The following is a 15,135-nucleotide window of genomic DNA, read 5'->3' as shown; positions in this document are numbered from 1 at the left end:
ACCCAGTCACCAGTGAGTTGCCCTGTCCCTCGTGCGGAGCGCCAGTTGCTCCGTACGAACGGGTGCGCCCGACATGGTTGACGCGATCCCAAAGAAAACCGGAAGAGCGGACTTGGATCGCTTGACCTGGGCAAATATGATCCTGACGCCTTGCAGAGGGACTGGATGGAAATCGGTCGGGTCGAGCGCAAGCTCTCGGCGATCCTTGCGGCTGACCTCGCCGGGTACAGTCAACTGATGGGCGCTGACGAAGAAGGTGCCCTCGAGCGCTTGAACAGCCATCAACGTGACCACCTCGATCCCTGTATTGCCACGCATCGCGGCAAGATCGTCGGCGACATCATCGAACAGGACGGTCACGTCTTGGGCGCGGGGGTCAACATCGCCGCGCGTCTGGAGAGGATCGCCGAGCCTGGCAGGATCTGCGTTTCCGAACGCGTGCAGGAACATGCAGCGGGAAAGATCGGCCTGCGCTTCGAGGACTCGTGACAGTCCGGCGGAGTGCCCAGAATTTTGCCTGGTATCGTCGCGCCTCATCCATTCGGCCCAGCTGAGCATTTGCCGCGAACATAACAGCCTGAGGGCTGGCCGTTTGGCGACGCCCGCTTTTGGTGAATGGACTGAACCGGGGAACCGACTGTCATGAGGCGCGAAGCCGCCGTTCGCGTCGTGAAAGACATACCTCCACATCGGTGAGATTGTGGAATAGCGGTGACCAACCTGGACTAAGATCTAGGGTCAAAGGGGGCGCTCACGAGCCGCCTAATCGATAGACCGGGATGCCGAGCTTGCGGGCCTTGTCGGCGAGGTTCTCCTGAATGCCGGTGCCGGGAAAGATGATGACGCCGATCGGCATGACCGCCAACATCTGGTCGTTGCGCTTAAAGGGAGCGGCCTTGGCGTGTCTGCTCCAGTCGGGCTTGAAGGCGACCTGCGGCACCTTGCGATGATCGGCCCAGCGGGCGGCGATCTTTTCAGCGCCTTTGCGTGATCCGCCGTGCATCAGCACCATGTCGGGGTGCTTGGCGCGGATTTGGTCGAGCTTTGCCCAGATCATCTCGTGATCGGCGGTATCGCCGCCGGAGAAGGCGATCTTGGGGCCGGCCGGCAACATGACCTCGGTTTCCGCGCGCCGCCTGGCCGCGAGGAAGTCGCGGCTATCGATCATTGCGGCGGTGAGATGGTGGTGGTTTACCATCGACCCCGTGCGCGGTCGCCAGGCAGAACCGGTGTACTGATCGTAGTGTTCGGCGGCCTGGTCACGCATGAGCTCGAAGGCGCCCCGCCGTTCGATCATGGTCTGGCCCTGGGCGGTGAGTGTCTCGAGTTCAACCGCCTTGATCTCGCTGCCATCCTGTTCGCGCTGCAGACAGCGCTGGGCCTGCTCGTTGTCTTCCAGTTGCCGCTCGATCCGTTGTACAGCTCGGTGGAAGACATTGGTGAGGGACCAGAGCAAGTCATCGAGGTCGGGTTCGAGGCGCGTGTCAGCCAGGGTGACGATGAGGGCGTCAAAGATGTCGGCCACGGCTCCGGCCACTTGGTCGCCACCGGGGAGCGGTCGCGGATCGGGCTCGTCCGCAAATGGTCGCCAGCCATAGAGCTGGAGTTCGGTGAGGATGTGATCGGTCGCAGAAGCGGCGTGGTGCGGTTCAGTGTCGTCGTGCTCTCTCATGGGGATGCTCCCGTCGGTTTGACCGCGACCCTCGCGGCCTTCATGGCGACGAGAGCCCACGGGCGGGACGGTCCGACACCCGCAGCGATGCGGAGGGCCGGAGCGCAGCGGAGGATGGCGGCGGCCGACTATTTTGCCTCGCGATGGAAAGGCGTCGCGCCCGATCGCTGCCATTCGCGACCAGTCGCGCGCGCCGGAAAATAGTCGGCCGCCGCCATTGCCTGGCCGGCCAGTTCGTGGGCCGATCGCCCTCTCGAAGGCCGGGTCTCGGGTCTCTGCCGGCGGGTCACTCATCCATGCGCCGCACCGGCACCGTGCGCCGCGCGCTTCCCCTCCCGGCTCATGCCGCCTGTGTCAGATATCGGATGCGATCTTTGCGCATGAGCTGGTCTGCAATCGAGGCCCGGAAGGCCGCAAGTCCGAAGCGGCTGAGGTCTTCGTTGAAGTCTTGCATCGCTGGCGACAGCACGATTGCATCGATTCCGGCGTCCGTCGCGCGCTCGAGCAGGCTGTCGCGGGCACCGTCACCGGCCGGATCGTTGTCGCGGATGACATAGAGCCGGCGCAGGGTTGGCGGGAACAGGATGGCGGCTAGATGGGCTGCCGAGAGTGCCGCAGCCATCGCCATATCGGGCAAGGCGCATCTGAGCGACAGCGTCGTCTCAATGCCCTCGCCTGCCGCCATGACGCTGCCGGGTGCACCGAAGCGGACGGCGTGACCCAGAAGGTCACCCATTGCGCGACGCGGCGTGTCGACGAGCGCCTTGCCGGTGCCGTCCGGTGCGAGCCAGGTGCGGTGCGCGCCGGTCAAATGTCCATCTAGGTCGGTGACAGCAGCGATCATTGCCGGCAAGGTCTCGGTCGGTCCATGATCGCCGGGCCGGTAGTAGCAGCGCGGATGGAACCGCAGCGATCCGGTGCCGGACAAAGTCGCAATGCCACGTCCACGCAAATAGGTTTCCACGAGGGTGCCGATAATGGGCTTCGACATGGCGACCAGTCGGCGAGCCGCTTCCGGAGATCCAATGGGGACCTGCGTGATCGGCGCGGCCGGTCGGGGTGGCATGGCATCTGGCATAGCGAGAAACAGGCGCGCCTCATTGGCGACGTCCCGGAAGTTGACCAGTCCGAGGGATTCGCGGATGACGTCGAGCAGGTCGCCATGCTCGCCGGTAGCGGCGTCGGTCCATTTGCCTGGCGGTCCCTTCGGGGATGGCTGCAGACGCACGAACGTCGAGCGGCCCGGCGCATTGCGGACGTCGCCGACGCTCCAATAGTTGCCCTGGCGACGGCCATTGGAGAGGTAGTGGCGGCACACCGCCTCGGCATGTTCGGCGAGGCGGTGTGCGAGGTCGGATGCAGCGTGACGCGGAATCATGCAGCCTCCCGCTCACTGACCCGCTCGATTGGGAAGCGGTCGAGCACGCGCTCCAGCACGGCGAGCCCGTTGGCGTCGATCGGCACGAACATCCTGAGCTTCCACGAAATGATCTCGTGGAAGAGACCGTAGGCGGTGAGGCGCTCCCGCATCATGTCGGTGAAGCCCGACAGTTCGATGCGCCACGCGCCCATGACGCGGCTGCGGCGAAGCTGGAGACCCTCGGCGAGATCAAGGATCGTCCGCCCGTCGATCAGCGCCGCGAGCGCCTGCTCGGGCGATAGCGATGCGACGCCTGTCACCGTGGCGTTGGCGGCCCAGGCCGGCGTGACAAGGCGACCAATTATGCGCTCGCCCTCGTCGGTCTGAAGTCGAAAAACGCGGGTCGACTCGTTTGGCAGACGCTTCCAGATCGGCAACAACAGGCCCGTCACCATGTGCAGCACGGCATCGGCAAACTCGGGAGTCTCGGCGACCTCCGCATTCCATGCTGCAGCGAAAGCTTCACGGTGGGCCTCGACCCAGCGGGTTTCGCCCATAGCCTTGAGCGGCATGTTCTGGCCTTCCATTGGCCGGATCAGGCGGACCCGCGGCTCGATCTCGCCGTCGTCGAGCATGATGCTGGTGGTTGGGATCTGCACGGCGGCGCGGCCAGATTGCTCGTTGATCAGTAGGATGGCGCGCAAATCGCGAAGGTGATGGAGCGCCGCATCGAGCATGACGGGCCGATTGCGCTTGCGCTGGGTGATCGTCAGCAGCCGCGTTTCGGCGCCGGTGCGCGGATGGGCGTAGATGACCTGCCGGTCGGTGATGACGAAGCTCTCGGCCCGCAGGGTCTCCAGCCCGGTGTCATAGGTGCCCGAGGCGATGGCGCCACCGATCCGAGCGGCCAGAAGCTGCTCGAAGGCGCCGAACAGCACGCCCTGCACTTCGATGGTCAGCGCCAACAGGCGATTGAGGAAGGTGGTGATCGGCGGCAACTCGTCCTTGATGCCGTTGTTGTCCATCAGCTTGAGACCGGTCGCCGCCTCGAAACGCTGGAGTGTGCAACCCTCGACCTTGCCGCGTACGATCAGGAGATAGAGCTGCCGCAAGGCATCGCCGGCATAGTGGCTTTCAAGATTGTCCTCTGGCCGGAACAGCCCTTGGCCACCGGTCTGGCGCTGGCCGCGCGTGATTGCGCCCAACGTGTCGAGACGGCGGGCGATCGTCGAGAGGAAGCGCTTTTCCGCCTTCACATTGGTCGAGATCGGCCGGAACAGCGGCGGCTGCGCCTGATTGGTCCGATGCGTGCGGCCCAGGCCCTGGATGGCGGTGTCGGCCTTCCACCCGGCTTCGAGCAGATAATGCACACGCAGCCGCGTGTTCCGTGCCAAGAGTTCGGCATGGTAGGAACGACCCGTCCCGCCGGCGTCGGAAAACACCAGAACGCGCTTCTGATCGTCCATGAAGGACTGCGCCTCGGCCAGATTTGCCGACCCTGCTCGGTGCTCGACGACCAGGCGGTCGCGCTTGCGCACGATGCGGCGCGAGCGGCCAGTGACTTCGGCGACGAGGTCCGCGCCGAAATGTTGGACGATCTGGTCGAGCGCGCCGGGGACAGGCGTCAAGCTGGCGAGTTTCGCGATCAGCTCGTCGCGCCGGGCGACCGCCTCGCGGCTCTCGACCGGCTGGCCATCGCGGTAGACCGGGCGCGACGACAGATTGCCCTCCGAATCCGTGAAGGGCTCGTAGAGCTGCACCGGGAAGGAATGAGCGAGGTAGTCGAGGACGTATTCGCGCGGCGTGATGTCGACGCGAACATCGTTCCATTCCTCGGTCGGCAACTCGGCCAGCCGCCGCTCCATGAGCGCCTCACCCGTCGAGACGATCTGGACAACGGCCGCATGGCCCTCCTCCAGATCGCCGGTGATGGATTTGATCAGGGTCGGTGTCTTCATGCTGGTCAACAAATGGCCGAAGAAGCGCTGCTTGGCGCTTTCAAAGGCGCTGCGCGCGGTCGACTTGGCCTGGGCATTGAGCGTGCCGGTGCTGCCGGTGATGTTGGCCGCCTGCATCGCAGCATCGAGATTGTTGTGGATGACGCCGAAGGCCCCAGCGTACGCGTCATAGATGCGCACCTGTTCGGGCGTCAGCTCATGCTCGAGCAGTTCGTATTCGACACCGTTGAAAGAGAGCGAGCGGGCGGTATAGAGGCCAAGTGCCCTGAGGTCGCGTGCCAGTACTTCCATCGCCGCCACGCCGCCAGCCTCGATCGCCTCGACGAACTCGGCGCGGGTCGAGAATGGAAAATGCTCGCCGCCCCAGAGGCCGAGCCGCTGGGCATAGGCGAGATTGTGCACGGTGGTGGCGCCAGTCGCCGACACATAGACGATGCGGGCATTCGGCAGGGCGTGCTGTAGCCTCAGGCCGGCACGGCCTTGCTGGGAGGGAGCGGCGTCGCCGCGTTCGCTCTTGCCGCCACCGGCATTTTGCATGGCGTGCGCCTCGTCGAAGATGATGACCCCATCGAAATCCGGACCCAACCATTCGACGATCTGCTTGACCCGCGAAAGCCTCTCGCCGCGATCGTCGGACCGCAGCGTGGCATAGGTGGTGAACAGGATGCCGTCCGCCAGCGTGATCGGCCTGCCCTGCGGGAAGCGGGAGAGCGGGGTGACCAGCAAGCGCTCCATGCCGAGCGCGGACCAGTCGCGCTGCGCATCCTCGATGAGCTTGTCTGACTTGGAGATCCAGACGGCCTTGCGACGGCCCTGCATCCAATTGTCTAGGATTACGGCGGCGGACTCGCGGCCCTTGCCTACACCGGTACCGTCGCCGATCATGAAGCCTTGCCGGAAGCGCACGGCCCGCGCCGCGTCATCTGCCGCCGCGCTAATTACGTCAAAGGTATCGTCGAGCGTCCAGGCGCCGGCGAGATACTCGGCGTGAGCATCGCCCGCATAGATGACGGTCTCGAGCTGCGCGTCCGAGAGCAGGTCAAGGACGTTCTTCGGCAGGCGCGGCCGATAACTCGGCTTGGGCGGCGCGACCGAGGCCATGGCCGCCGATTGCACGAGTTGGGTGGGGTGCGGCTGCGCGCCGGGAATGCGGATCGCCTGAAGCGCGTAGTCCTCGTAGATGGCGTCGCTGATGTGGCCGCCCTCGGCGGCCTTCCAGTCGAGCACCTGATAGGCGAGCTCAACGGCATCGGGATCAGTGAGCGGTGGCCGCGGTGTTATTCTTGCCGTGGGACCAAGATAGCCGCGCACTGTGCGGGGTGCGGCCGACGACGATGTGGGAGTTGCACCTGCGGGTATGGTGACCGGCAGCCGTGCCGGCACATGCTCGCCGACCCATGCGATCAGCGTCGCGGCATCCGGGGCAACGCCCTGATCTGCCGGGAACACGTCCGGATCGTCCGCCGGCACCCGGTCGATGACGGTGAGGCGTGTCGGAAAGGTCGTGCCATGCTTGGCGTAGGCCGAGCCGTCGATGGCGGCGGAGAAGACGATGCGGCCACGTTCCTGCAGGCGAGTAAAGGCGGCGGTCCAGGCCGGGTGGTCGGGCGCGAAGTTCGCACCGGTAATCGTCACCAGCCGCCCGCCGGGCGCAAGGCGCGCCAGGGCCGAGGCGATGTGCCGCCAGGCCGCGTCGGCCATGCGGCCCTCGACGTTGGCCATGACCGAAAAGGGCGGGTTCATCAGCACCACGCTGGGCACGGCGCCGGGATAGAGATGGTCGTCGATCTGGGCGGCGTCGAAGCGGCTGGCGCAGACGGCCGGAAAGAGGCCGGAGAGAAGTGCCGCGCGGGTTTCGGCAAGCTCGTTGAGAATGAGCGAGGCGCCGGCTATCTCGGCCAGGATGGCGAGCAGCCCGGTGCCGGCGGAAGGCTCCAGCACACGGTCGGCCGGCGTGATGGCAGCGGCCGTTGCGGCGACCATGCCGAGCGGAATCGGCGTCGAGAACTGCTGGAAGGTCTGTGCTTCTTCGGATCGGCGGGTATGCGTCGGCATGAGCCGGGCGATCTTCGACAATGCTGACAGCCGGAGAGCCGGAGACGCGGCCTTGCGGAACAACGCCTTTCCGTACTTGCGCAGGAAAAGGACCGTCGCAGCCTCGCAGGCATCGTAGGCCTGCTTCCAGTCCCAGGCGCCGGCGGCGTCGGAGGCGCCGAATGCGGCTTCCATCGCCGCGCGCAACTTTGGCGCGTCGATGCTGTCGCCGCGCTCGAGATGGGGAAGCAGAAGGCCGGCGGCGGCGAAGATAGCGCCGGCTGCACCGGTTTGGGGGAGCGGGAGCGGCGCGGCTGCGGGAACTGCCACAGCGGGCGAGATCATGTACATGGTGTGAACCTCGGGAGAGCGGGGACAGGATCGAGCCGCGCGGCGCTCTCTCTGGACCGTGCGGATTCAAAACCATCCCGGCTCGCCTCTCCCTCTCTGGCCTCCACCGAAGCCAAAATGAAACAAGCGCCCCGCCATGAGGTGGAGCGCTTGCCGGTATCAACCGATCTCGATCATATTCCGCCGTCAGGCCCCGACTTCTGTAGGAAACCATTGGCGCTGTCGGGATCGGGCGGCAGGTAGGCATCATAGGGATTGCCGTCGGCAAGATGAGCGAACGGCGTGAACTCGTAGTGAAGAAGAAAGGGCCGAGCGACCCGCGCCACTCCGCCGACGGTGCTATCCGGCGGCGACCGCGTGTGCGGCAGTCTCATGGGTGGCCGAGCCGTCCTCGTCATCACCGGCCAGGAATTCGGGGAGGTCAGCTTCCTCGCCCACATTCGGCCGGGCGGCGTCATTGCCGCGAAGGCGGAGCGGTTCGGGTAGCCAGCCACTATCGGCCAGGAGGCGCTCGGCCTCTTTGGCCATGTCGGCCTTCTTGAGATGGTCGATAAGCTGGGCGGCCTGGTCGCCGGCGCCTTCGCGCACGGCTTCGAGAATGCGGGACTTGGTGACGCGACCGAGATAGTTATCCACCGTCGGCCGCCAGCCGGCATCTACCATGTCAAGCCCGGTGGCACGGGACAACCGATCGGCTTCACGCCGGCGCTGATCGAGTCCATGCTGGGAAACGCCGCTGCCGTAGGGATTGGGTCGTTCGAACAAGGCGTTGATCCCATAGCTGACGCAATGCGCCAGCAGCGTCTGCCGGCTTGCTTCATCGAGTCCGTCGAGCCACGCCCATAGGGCCTCGTCGTCATCCAGTGGAATGTCGCTCTTCCATGCCTCATGGCGCTCATGGACGGCCTTGGCCGCAGGGCTGTCCTTGAGACCGACGTCCTGCCACGGCAAGTGGACATGTCGGACGAAGGCCTCGACGCAGCCGATGGCGGAACGCTGACCGAAGGTGTCGAGGACGAGCCGGTGCAAGAGCGCCGTGATGGCCACATGCTGGTTCTCGGCCAGTGCGTTGCGCAGCGCCAACGTGCGATGGGCAGTAAGTTCGATGACCAGGCGCTCGGGTAGCGGCTTGATGGTGTCGCCGTCATCCTCCTCAGGCTCGGACGCCTGCGCGCCGATGGTGATAATCGCGCGGGCCGAAGGATTGTGTCTGCTGTCTTCGTTCTCGGTGGCGCAACCTGGCTCGGCCGAGTGGCCGTCGACCGCCTGCATCGCTTCGTCCTCGGGGCGCACATGGGCCCGATCGACGACGAGATCGCCATCACGATCGATGCTGATGAACACACCGGCGCGGGCGATCTCGGCCCCATCGTAGTGCATCGGCCGGCTCTCGAAGGCCTCAAGCGCGGTCTCGATTTGACCGAGGCGCTGATCGACATCGTCGGGGAGTTCGTCGGATTCGCCATACTCGGCTTCCAGCCGGTCGTACTCCGCCCGCAGGGCTTCGCGTTCCGCCCGCTCCGCGTCGGTCAGACCGACGGGGGTGCCAGCGATTGCCCGCAGACCGTGATTGTACCCGTAGGGCAGATCGGCATCGACCACGATCCACTTCCAGCCCTCCGCCGCGATCTCGTCGGCGATCGACTTCAGCCTATCGCCGACCAAGCGGTCGAGCAGAGCGGGGTCCTGCAGCCAGCCGCCATTGTCGGCCTCGAACAGGTCGCGCAGCACCACGCCGCCGGCAGCGACATACGCGTCGACACCGACGAACAGCGCCCGGCGATCGCTTGCCCGCACAGTGGTCTCCGTCAGCAGGCGCCGGATCTGCTGCGGCTCCTTCGACCAGGAGTTTTCGAGCGCCTCCCAGACCTGCTCCTGACGGGCGTGATCGTCGGTCACGGTGAACGCCATGAGCTGCTCGAGCTTCATGCCATCCTGCTCGTAAATCTCCTGCAGCTTGGCCGAAACCCTGGCCAGCCTGAGGCGCTGCTGCACGAATGTTGCGGAGACGAAGAAGCGTGCGGCAATCTCCTCATGGCTCGCGCCCTGGTCATGAAGTGTCTGGAAGGCGCGAAACATGTCGAGCGGATGTAAATCTTCGCGCTGAAAATTCTCGGCCAGCGAGTCCTCCTCGATCGGGACCGCGCTGTGGGCGTCGCTTATGACGCAGGGAACTGGCTCGGTCTTGCTTATGCGCTTCTGCTTGACCAGCAGTTCCAGCGCGCGATAGCGGCGCCCGCCAGCCGGCACCTCAAACATGCCGGTCTCGTTGCCCTCGCCGTCCAACACTGGCCGGACGTTGAGGCTCTGGAGCAGGCCGCGCCGGGCGATCGACGCGGCGAGGTCCTCTATGGTTTCCCCGCGCTTGATGCGCCGGACATTGGACTGGCTCAGCATCAGCTTGTTGAAGGGGATGTCACGTGAAGCGTTGAGGGTGATCTTCTGCTTGGGCGTAGCCATGTGGACTATCTCCGCGACGGGCGGCCGAAACTCTCTCGTCCTCCAAACCCGTCAAAAAAGACGGGCGCAGCCCTCTCACTCTGAGGACTGAGCCGCACCGAAGATCCAGAGGTGGGGACAGGGCCGCAGACACGACTGCGCATCTGCGGCTTGCGGATTACAAGCTGAGATCTCACTCGCCGTCTCGGCCAGATTGGCCGGCATGGTCGAGTTGCGTTCGGCGTCGCGAAGGTTTCCGCCCCGGCGGACCGCCTCTGCCCAGACGGAAATCGGCAGGTCGGTGCCAAAGAGCATGTCCCGCTCGATGCCGATGCCGAAAGGCAGCCGGATCGACGTCATCTCGAGCGCGGTTGCGAGCCAATTCCTTCGCCGAGTTGATTTGAAGAGCTTCACCACCCGTACGTGTTCGGCGTCGCGATCGCGGCTATTGGCGAGCAGGCACGCGCAGTTCCTCGGTGAGAACGATCATGCCGCCCTCTTCTCGATTTCGACCTCATCGACGCTGGCGGGCCCTGCCCTGGTTCCGTTGTCGGGTTGCGGAAGGAAGGCGAGCAACCAGTCGGCTGCCTTGCTGGCTTGGGAGGCGGCACGCACGATGGCTCGGTTGTCTTCGCGCAGGACGTCGAGCCAGGAGGCCAGGTAATCGGCGTGGCGCACGGTCGGCGCAATACCTCGCGAGGCGCAGCAGAAGGCTGCGTTCATTTCGGCGACCAGTTCCTCGAAAGCATATCGCTTTGTGCCGAAGGCGCAGCCGAGGTCACGGCCGACGCGGGAGGGATGGCCGGTCGCATGGCCAAGCTCGTGCAGGGCGGTGCGGTGCCAGTCAATGGTCTCGAAATACGCCTGCGGAGGCGGCACCTGCACGTAGTCGTGCGCCGGCACATAATAGGCGCTATTGCCGCCGATGCGGAAATCGATCCCTGTCGCCTTGATCAGTGCCTCGACGGCCGGTTCGATCAGTCCGGGCTCTGGTGCGGGCGGAAACACCGCCAGATCGTCGGGCAGATTTTCGCATTGCGCGACGTTGAAGACGGTGAAGCGCTTCAGAAACTGTATGGCCCGTGCTGCCTCGCCGGTCTCCCGCGCGCGTTTCTTCTCGTCGTCAGGGATGAAGCGGTCAGAATAGACGACGGTGGTCCCGTGTTCGCCCTTGCGGACATGGCCGCCCAGCGATAGCGCCTGGCGGAAAGTCAGCCAGCCCTGGACGGGAAAGCCATGCTCGACGACCGCACCCCACAGGATCAGCACGTTGATCCCCGAATAGGCACGGCCAGAGGCGGCATTGGCCGGCATGGCGAGGGGTGCTTGCTCCGCCGCCGTGCCCCAGGGCACCCAGGGAAAGCGCCCAGCCTCCAGCTCGGCGATGATCTTGTTGGTGATGTCATCATAGAGGCTTGCCCGGTCGGCGCCGGCGCGAGCGTAATGTCTGGACATCTGGTTTCTCCGCGACGGGCGCCGGAGGCCTCTCCTCCAGCTCTCAACCCGTCACGGCAAACCGGTCCGTACTCTCGCTCTAGAGGCTAGCCCAGGCCTCGAAGGGGGACGCTCCCGGACTTGGGGCAAAGGCGGTCCGCGCCAATCAGTAGTGTCGCTGACCTATGGTTATTGCTGCCGGACTGCGTGCCGAATGCGGTCGGTAAGCGTTTGTGCGACGTCGAAATAACCTTCCCAGGCTTCGCGCACCTGAGCCCGCGCGGCGGCGGCGAAGACATCGAAGCCGTTGGCGTTTTTCGCAGGTGGGCAACTCATCCCAGCTGACAGGCACCGCGCACGACGCCCCCGCGCGTGCCCGAGTCGACCAGGGGCAGATTGCAGTGGAGCCCTGGCCGTTGCGCAGGTAATCGAGAAACATTCGGCCCTTGCGCTTCGCCTTGCTCATATTGGCGACGAAGCGCGACGGATCTGTACGGGCCAGCAGTTCGGCGAAGTCCTGGCAGAAGCTCTTGACCTCGTCCCAGTCTGCCTCCGGGAGGAGCAGGACGACCACATGAACGCCCTTGCCGCCGGACAGCAACGGCCACGACTGCAATCCAAGCGCTTCCAGAATGCTCCGAATGTCGAGGGCTGCCTGCTTGACGGCAGCAAAGCCCAAGCCCTGTCGGGGTCGATGTCGAAGATCATGCGGTGCGGCAGATCCGGCTGCTGGCGACGGCTTCCCCAGATGTGGAATTCGAGCACGTTCGTCTGGACGCCCGCGATCAGCCCAGCCAAGTCATCGACCACGAGATGCGGCTTTCCTTACCGGACACCTTCTCCAAGTGGCCATCATGGATGGCCCTGGGCACGCCTGGCAGGTTGTGCTTCTGAAAGAAGGTCTGCTGCAGGTCGCCGTGAGTATCGCGCACCAGCGACAGCGGCCGATCCTGAATGTGCGGCAGCATCTTCTCGGCGACCACTGCGTAGTAGGCGGCGAGCGTGGATTTGGTCACCTTGGTGCCTGGATACATGACCTTGTCCGGATGCGTCAGCTTGACGCCGACAGCAGCGGCGATCTCGTTGCCGGATCGAGATTGGCCGAGTCTCTGGGCCGTTTGCGCCTTTTGTTGAGAGTGCCGTCTACTCGGACATGAGGAACTCGGATACATGTCAATACGCTGCCTGGGATTCGGTTCCATGCCCAAGCACCGCGCCGGCGACCGTCGGCGCTCAAGGAAGAACGGCGCATAAGCCGCAGTCCTGCGCGCGGCCGCAACAGCGGACAATTGTCACGCGCAGGACGGAGGAAATTCGCCCCCCGCCGCGGGCGGTGAACAGGACAGCCGTAGGAGCGTCAGCATAGCGCCGGCCCCAGGACGGGACGCGGGACCGACTGTCCCCGTCCGCGGTGGTCCGCATGTTTTGGTTCGAAGCCCACCGGCTGAGATCGCGCAGTTCAGTTCTCGACAGTCCGACCGCTGATCCGCGATGATGCAAACAGGATTGAACCACACCAGAGCCGAGTTTGGCTGCAAGAAATCGATCTGGTCTTGCACCCTTTCGGCTTCTTCCTCAATTGCGTTGCAGCTTGTGAATTCCAAGCCTGACAGGCCCTCCCCTGTCACAACTCGTGCAGAAAGCGCTCGCTCGACCGAACTGAGAATGCGGCTTTTCCATTGCGCTCGATGAGGCGTTTTGCCGTTGCATGGTGCGAACATGATCTGCAACAAGCTCGCAACACATGCCACTCGCGAAATGTCGAGCGCCCATACAGGCCACCGTGAACGCTGCCAGGCGCTCTCAAGCGTCAACGCCGGTTGCTGTTTAGCTGGCGACGTCCCTTGGCACGCTTTCGGTCGGAGAAAAGCGAATATCCGCCGTCCTCCCGAAATCTGCAGCGACGCATGAGCCCCGGGCTTGACCCATTGCGTCGCCGAGATTTATTCCCTTGGGCGCCGGCATGGTGTGCCCCAGGAACCTCTTCCACAGTCGCTAGCCAATAGCGGGGCTCGAATTGATGCGGCTGAGCCCACAAATTGGTCGATCGCGCGGCCAATCGAAAGCCATGAAGAGAGGTGGAAACCCTGTAGTGCCGAAGTATCACGTTGAGGGGATGGATGGTGCTACGCAGACGGCCATACGGACAGTCAACGCCCATGTGGGCCGGTAAGCATCCGAATGCACTCTGCGCGCAAGTGAACCCCTTGCGCTAACGCTTCGACGCGCCATCAAAGCATTGACCATGTTGGGGGGCGATCGCACCGCTGATGGCCAGCGAAGGCCAACAAGTGGTCCGGCTACCCTTGGAGCCAATCCGCATTTCTGGCGATTTTTCCCTGGAGCAATCAGTGCATTGACATGAACTCGGCCGTTTTATTGTTCCTTGCTGAGTGCAGGTAATCGTGCCGGAACTCAGCAAGAAAGGCCAGTCCTTCCCAATCATGGATGGTCAATTGGCCATTCACAAGTGATGTAAGGTGCTTCTCCCGAAGAGACTTGAGCGTGCGGTTGATGTGGACTGCCGACAGCCCTGTCGCCTCGCCAAGGTCAGCTTGAGTCACACCAAAAGCGCAGGTTTGATCGGACGCAAGTCCGGCATCTTCCATACGTAGCATGATTTCACAGAGAAGGTGGGCCACTCGGCCAAGCGCTTGGCGCTTCCCGACATTGACCACCCATTCGCGAAAAATCGATGCATCAACCAGTGTCGTTCGCCAAAGATTTGCCGCCAGCCTGGGGTGGCGTTCGCAGAGCAGCCGGATAGCCGAGTGATCTATGAAGCCAACACTGCAAGCGCTCACCGTTCGAACGTCGCTATCCAACAGATCGAGGTGCAGGCTCAACAGATCGGGCATGTCGCCAGGCACATGATAAGCAGTGACCTGACGCTTCCCGTCTCCTGTTACCTTCGAGGTGCTGGCTAAGCCAGCCAGGACCATTATGCACCGGGACGGCTGGTCGCCTTCCCGGACCAAGTTCTGGTTTGCGCCAATCGCAACGATCCTTATTCTTACCGCGTCGAGAGCTTGACGCTCACCTGACGTGAGGGTGAAGGCACGATGGAACTTGGCGGTTAAGGGGCTTTGATAAAGCATGTCGGCTCTCCGTTTGGGCGGGAGCGCTATGGTCTCTCAGTCACCCGCGGCCAGCAGAACGCGAATGATGCCCGACCTTATATCATAAACACCGGACCGACTTAACCTGTGATAAGTCTGGCACTGCTTCCGATGGTCCTTTCCCCATCGGCAAACACAGGCTCAACAGGATTGGTGCTTACGAGGGAAGCGGCCCATCATCGGGCCTCGAGTTGCGCAGCTGCGGCAGCAGCTATAATAGATCGTTCTCAAATTCGAGGACTCACACCATGACCGACGCCCCCGACCACGCCGCTGAACTGGTAGAACTCACGGCGGATGTGGTATCCGCGTACGTCAGCAACAATCCCGTGCCGGTCGCGGGCTTGGCGGACCTGATAGCCTCAGTGCACGGGTCGCTGTCTGGGATTGGCCATCGCGTGGCTGCCGCGACCGAAGAACCAGTGCCTGCGGTAAATCCAAAAAGGTCAGTATTTCCCGATTACATCATCTGTCTTGAAGATGGTAAGCGGTTCAAAACCCTTCGGCGACATCTGCGCGTGGATTTCGGTCTCACTCCTGACGCGTATCGAACGAAGTGGAACTTGCCATCCACTTATCCGATGGTCGCTCCCAACTATGCGGCCTCACGGTCTGCCATGGCGAAGTCGATCGGTCTGGGTAGGAAGGCACCGCAGCCCACGGCAACTGCAACGGGCAAGGCAAGGCCGACGGCTAAGGCTAAAGCGTAGCTTCCGCGATCACACCATTACCACCGCGGCACCAATCGGCGATGTATGCATCGCGGCG

11 protein-coding genes and 1 pseudogene are annotated in these 15,135 nt (G+C 63.8%); 2 read left to right on the top strand and 10 right to left on the bottom strand.

All coding sequences use genetic code 11. The features are described 5' to 3' along the window. The first annotated feature begins 165 nt into the window (after positions 1 to 165). Entirely contained in the window at positions 166 to 489 is a 324-nt protein-coding gene (locus tag NLY44_RS04935) for a nucleotidyl cyclase domain-containing protein (RefSeq protein WP_023690440.1), read from the top strand. 262 nt (positions 490 to 751) lie between these two features. Here the strand turns inward: NLY44_RS04935 and NLY44_RS04930 are convergent, their stop codons facing one another. The 10 genes and pseudogenes from NLY44_RS04930 to NLY44_RS04885 form a co-directional block, all read right to left on the bottom strand. After that, a complete protein-coding gene (locus NLY44_RS04930) occupies positions 752 to 1,672 on the bottom strand; it encodes a DUF2493 domain-containing protein (protein ID WP_023690439.1) in 921 nt (306 codons plus the stop codon). A 340-nt stretch (positions 1,673 to 2,012) separates the two neighbouring features. Then, complete coding sequence (locus NLY44_RS04925; RefSeq protein WP_023690437.1) at positions 2,013 to 3,050, bottom strand: DUF7146 domain-containing protein; 1,038 nt, start codon at positions 3,048 to 3,050, stop codon at positions 2,013 to 2,015. Next, the gene (locus NLY44_RS04920) at positions 3,047 to 7,375 is read right to left on the bottom strand and encodes a strawberry notch family protein (RefSeq protein ID WP_023690436.1); all 4,329 of its coding nucleotides are present in this window, start codon (positions 7,373 to 7,375) and stop codon (positions 3,047 to 3,049) included. The genes NLY44_RS04925 and NLY44_RS04920 overlap by 4 nt, the downstream gene beginning before the upstream one ends. Before the next feature lie 173 nt (positions 7,376 to 7,548). Further along, on the bottom strand, positions 7,549 to 7,749 hold the full coding sequence (locus tag NLY44_RS04915) for a DUF6117 family protein (RefSeq protein WP_023673140.1): 201 nt from the start codon (positions 7,747 to 7,749) through the stop codon (positions 7,549 to 7,551). Beyond that, positions 7,715 to 9,835 (bottom strand): ParB/RepB/Spo0J family partition protein, encoded by a 2,121-nt coding sequence (locus tag NLY44_RS04910; RefSeq protein WP_023806499.1) that lies wholly within the window; start codon positions 9,833 to 9,835, stop codon positions 7,715 to 7,717. Before NLY44_RS04910 ends, NLY44_RS04915 begins: the two co-directional genes overlap by 35 nt. Before the next feature lie 75 nt (positions 9,836 to 9,910). Next, positions 9,911 to 10,231: a DUF2958 domain-containing protein gene (locus NLY44_RS33175; RefSeq protein WP_460221719.1), complete on the bottom strand. Its 321-nt coding sequence runs from the start codon at positions 10,229 to 10,231 to the stop codon at positions 9,911 to 9,913. Positions 10,232 to 10,300: 69 nt separating this feature from the next. Next, complete coding sequence (locus NLY44_RS04900; protein ID WP_023690434.1) at positions 10,301 to 11,269, bottom strand: ArdC family protein; 969 nt, start codon at positions 11,267 to 11,269, stop codon at positions 10,301 to 10,303. A 145-nt stretch (positions 11,270 to 11,414) separates the two neighbouring features. After that, positions 11,415 to 12,013: pseudogene (ligD, locus tag NLY44_RS04895) on the bottom strand (non-homologous end-joining DNA ligase LigD). A 20-nt stretch (positions 12,014 to 12,033) separates the two neighbouring features. Beyond that, positions 12,034 to 12,450 carry a non-homologous end-joining DNA ligase LigD gene (gene ligD, locus NLY44_RS04890; protein ID WP_155927363.1) on the bottom strand — a complete coding sequence of 139 codons (417 nt, stop codon included), beginning with the start codon at positions 12,448 to 12,450 and terminating at the stop codon, positions 12,034 to 12,036. 1,146 nt (positions 12,451 to 13,596) lie between these two features. After that, positions 13,597 to 14,346, bottom strand: a complete 750-nt coding sequence (locus tag NLY44_RS04885; protein ID WP_023686036.1) for a Crp/Fnr family transcriptional regulator — start codon at positions 14,344 to 14,346, stop codon at positions 13,597 to 13,599. A gap of 269 nt (positions 14,347 to 14,615) precedes the next feature. Here NLY44_RS04885 and NLY44_RS04880 point away from each other — a divergent pair, with 269 nt between their 5' ends. Next, positions 14,616 to 15,077: a Ros/MucR family transcriptional regulator gene (locus tag NLY44_RS04880; protein WP_023673144.1), complete on the top strand. Its 462-nt coding sequence runs from the start codon at positions 14,616 to 14,618 to the stop codon at positions 15,075 to 15,077. Positions 15,078 to 15,135: the final 58 nt, after the last annotated feature.

Origin of the sequence: Mesorhizobium sp. C089B, assembly GCF_030323125.1 — a bacterium.
GTDB lineage: Bacteria > Pseudomonadota > Alphaproteobacteria > Rhizobiales > Rhizobiaceae > Mesorhizobium.
Note: the sequence above shows the minus strand (reverse complement) of the source record. Positions and strands in the feature narration are given on the sequence as shown.

Excerpts from the sequence above, each read along its gene's own strand:
- NLY44_RS04920 (WP_023690436.1), bottom strand. The coding sequence starts at position 7,375 with ATGTACATGATCTCGCCCGCTGTGGCAGTTCCCGCAGCCGCGCCGCTC.
- NLY44_RS04885 (WP_023686036.1), bottom strand. The coding sequence starts at position 14,346 with ATGCTTTATCAAAGCCCCTTAACCGCCAAGTTCCATCGTGCCTTCACC.
- NLY44_RS04880 (WP_023673144.1), top strand. The coding sequence starts at position 14,616 with ATGACCGACGCCCCCGACCACGCCGCTGAACTGGTAGAACTCACGGCG.
- NLY44_RS04935 (WP_023690440.1), top strand. The coding sequence starts at position 166 with ATGGAAATCGGTCGGGTCGAGCGCAAGCTCTCGGCGATCCTTGCGGCT.
- ligD (WP_155927363.1), bottom strand. The coding sequence starts at position 12,450 with ATGGAACCGAATCCCAGGCAGCGTATTGACATGTATCCGAGTTCCTCA.
- NLY44_RS04915 (WP_023673140.1), bottom strand. The coding sequence starts at position 7,749 with ATGAGACTGCCGCACACGCGGTCGCCGCCGGATAGCACCGTCGGCGGA.
- NLY44_RS04925 (WP_023690437.1), bottom strand. The coding sequence starts at position 3,050 with ATGATTCCGCGTCACGCTGCATCCGACCTCGCACACCGCCTCGCCGAA.
- NLY44_RS04930 (WP_023690439.1), bottom strand. The coding sequence starts at position 1,672 with ATGAGAGAGCACGACGACACTGAACCGCACCACGCCGCTTCTGCGACC.
- NLY44_RS04910 (WP_023806499.1), bottom strand. The coding sequence starts at position 9,835 with ATGGCTACGCCCAAGCAGAAGATCACCCTCAACGCTTCACGTGACATC.
- NLY44_RS04900 (WP_023690434.1), bottom strand. The coding sequence starts at position 11,269 with ATGTCCAGACATTACGCTCGCGCCGGCGCCGACCGGGCAAGCCTCTAT.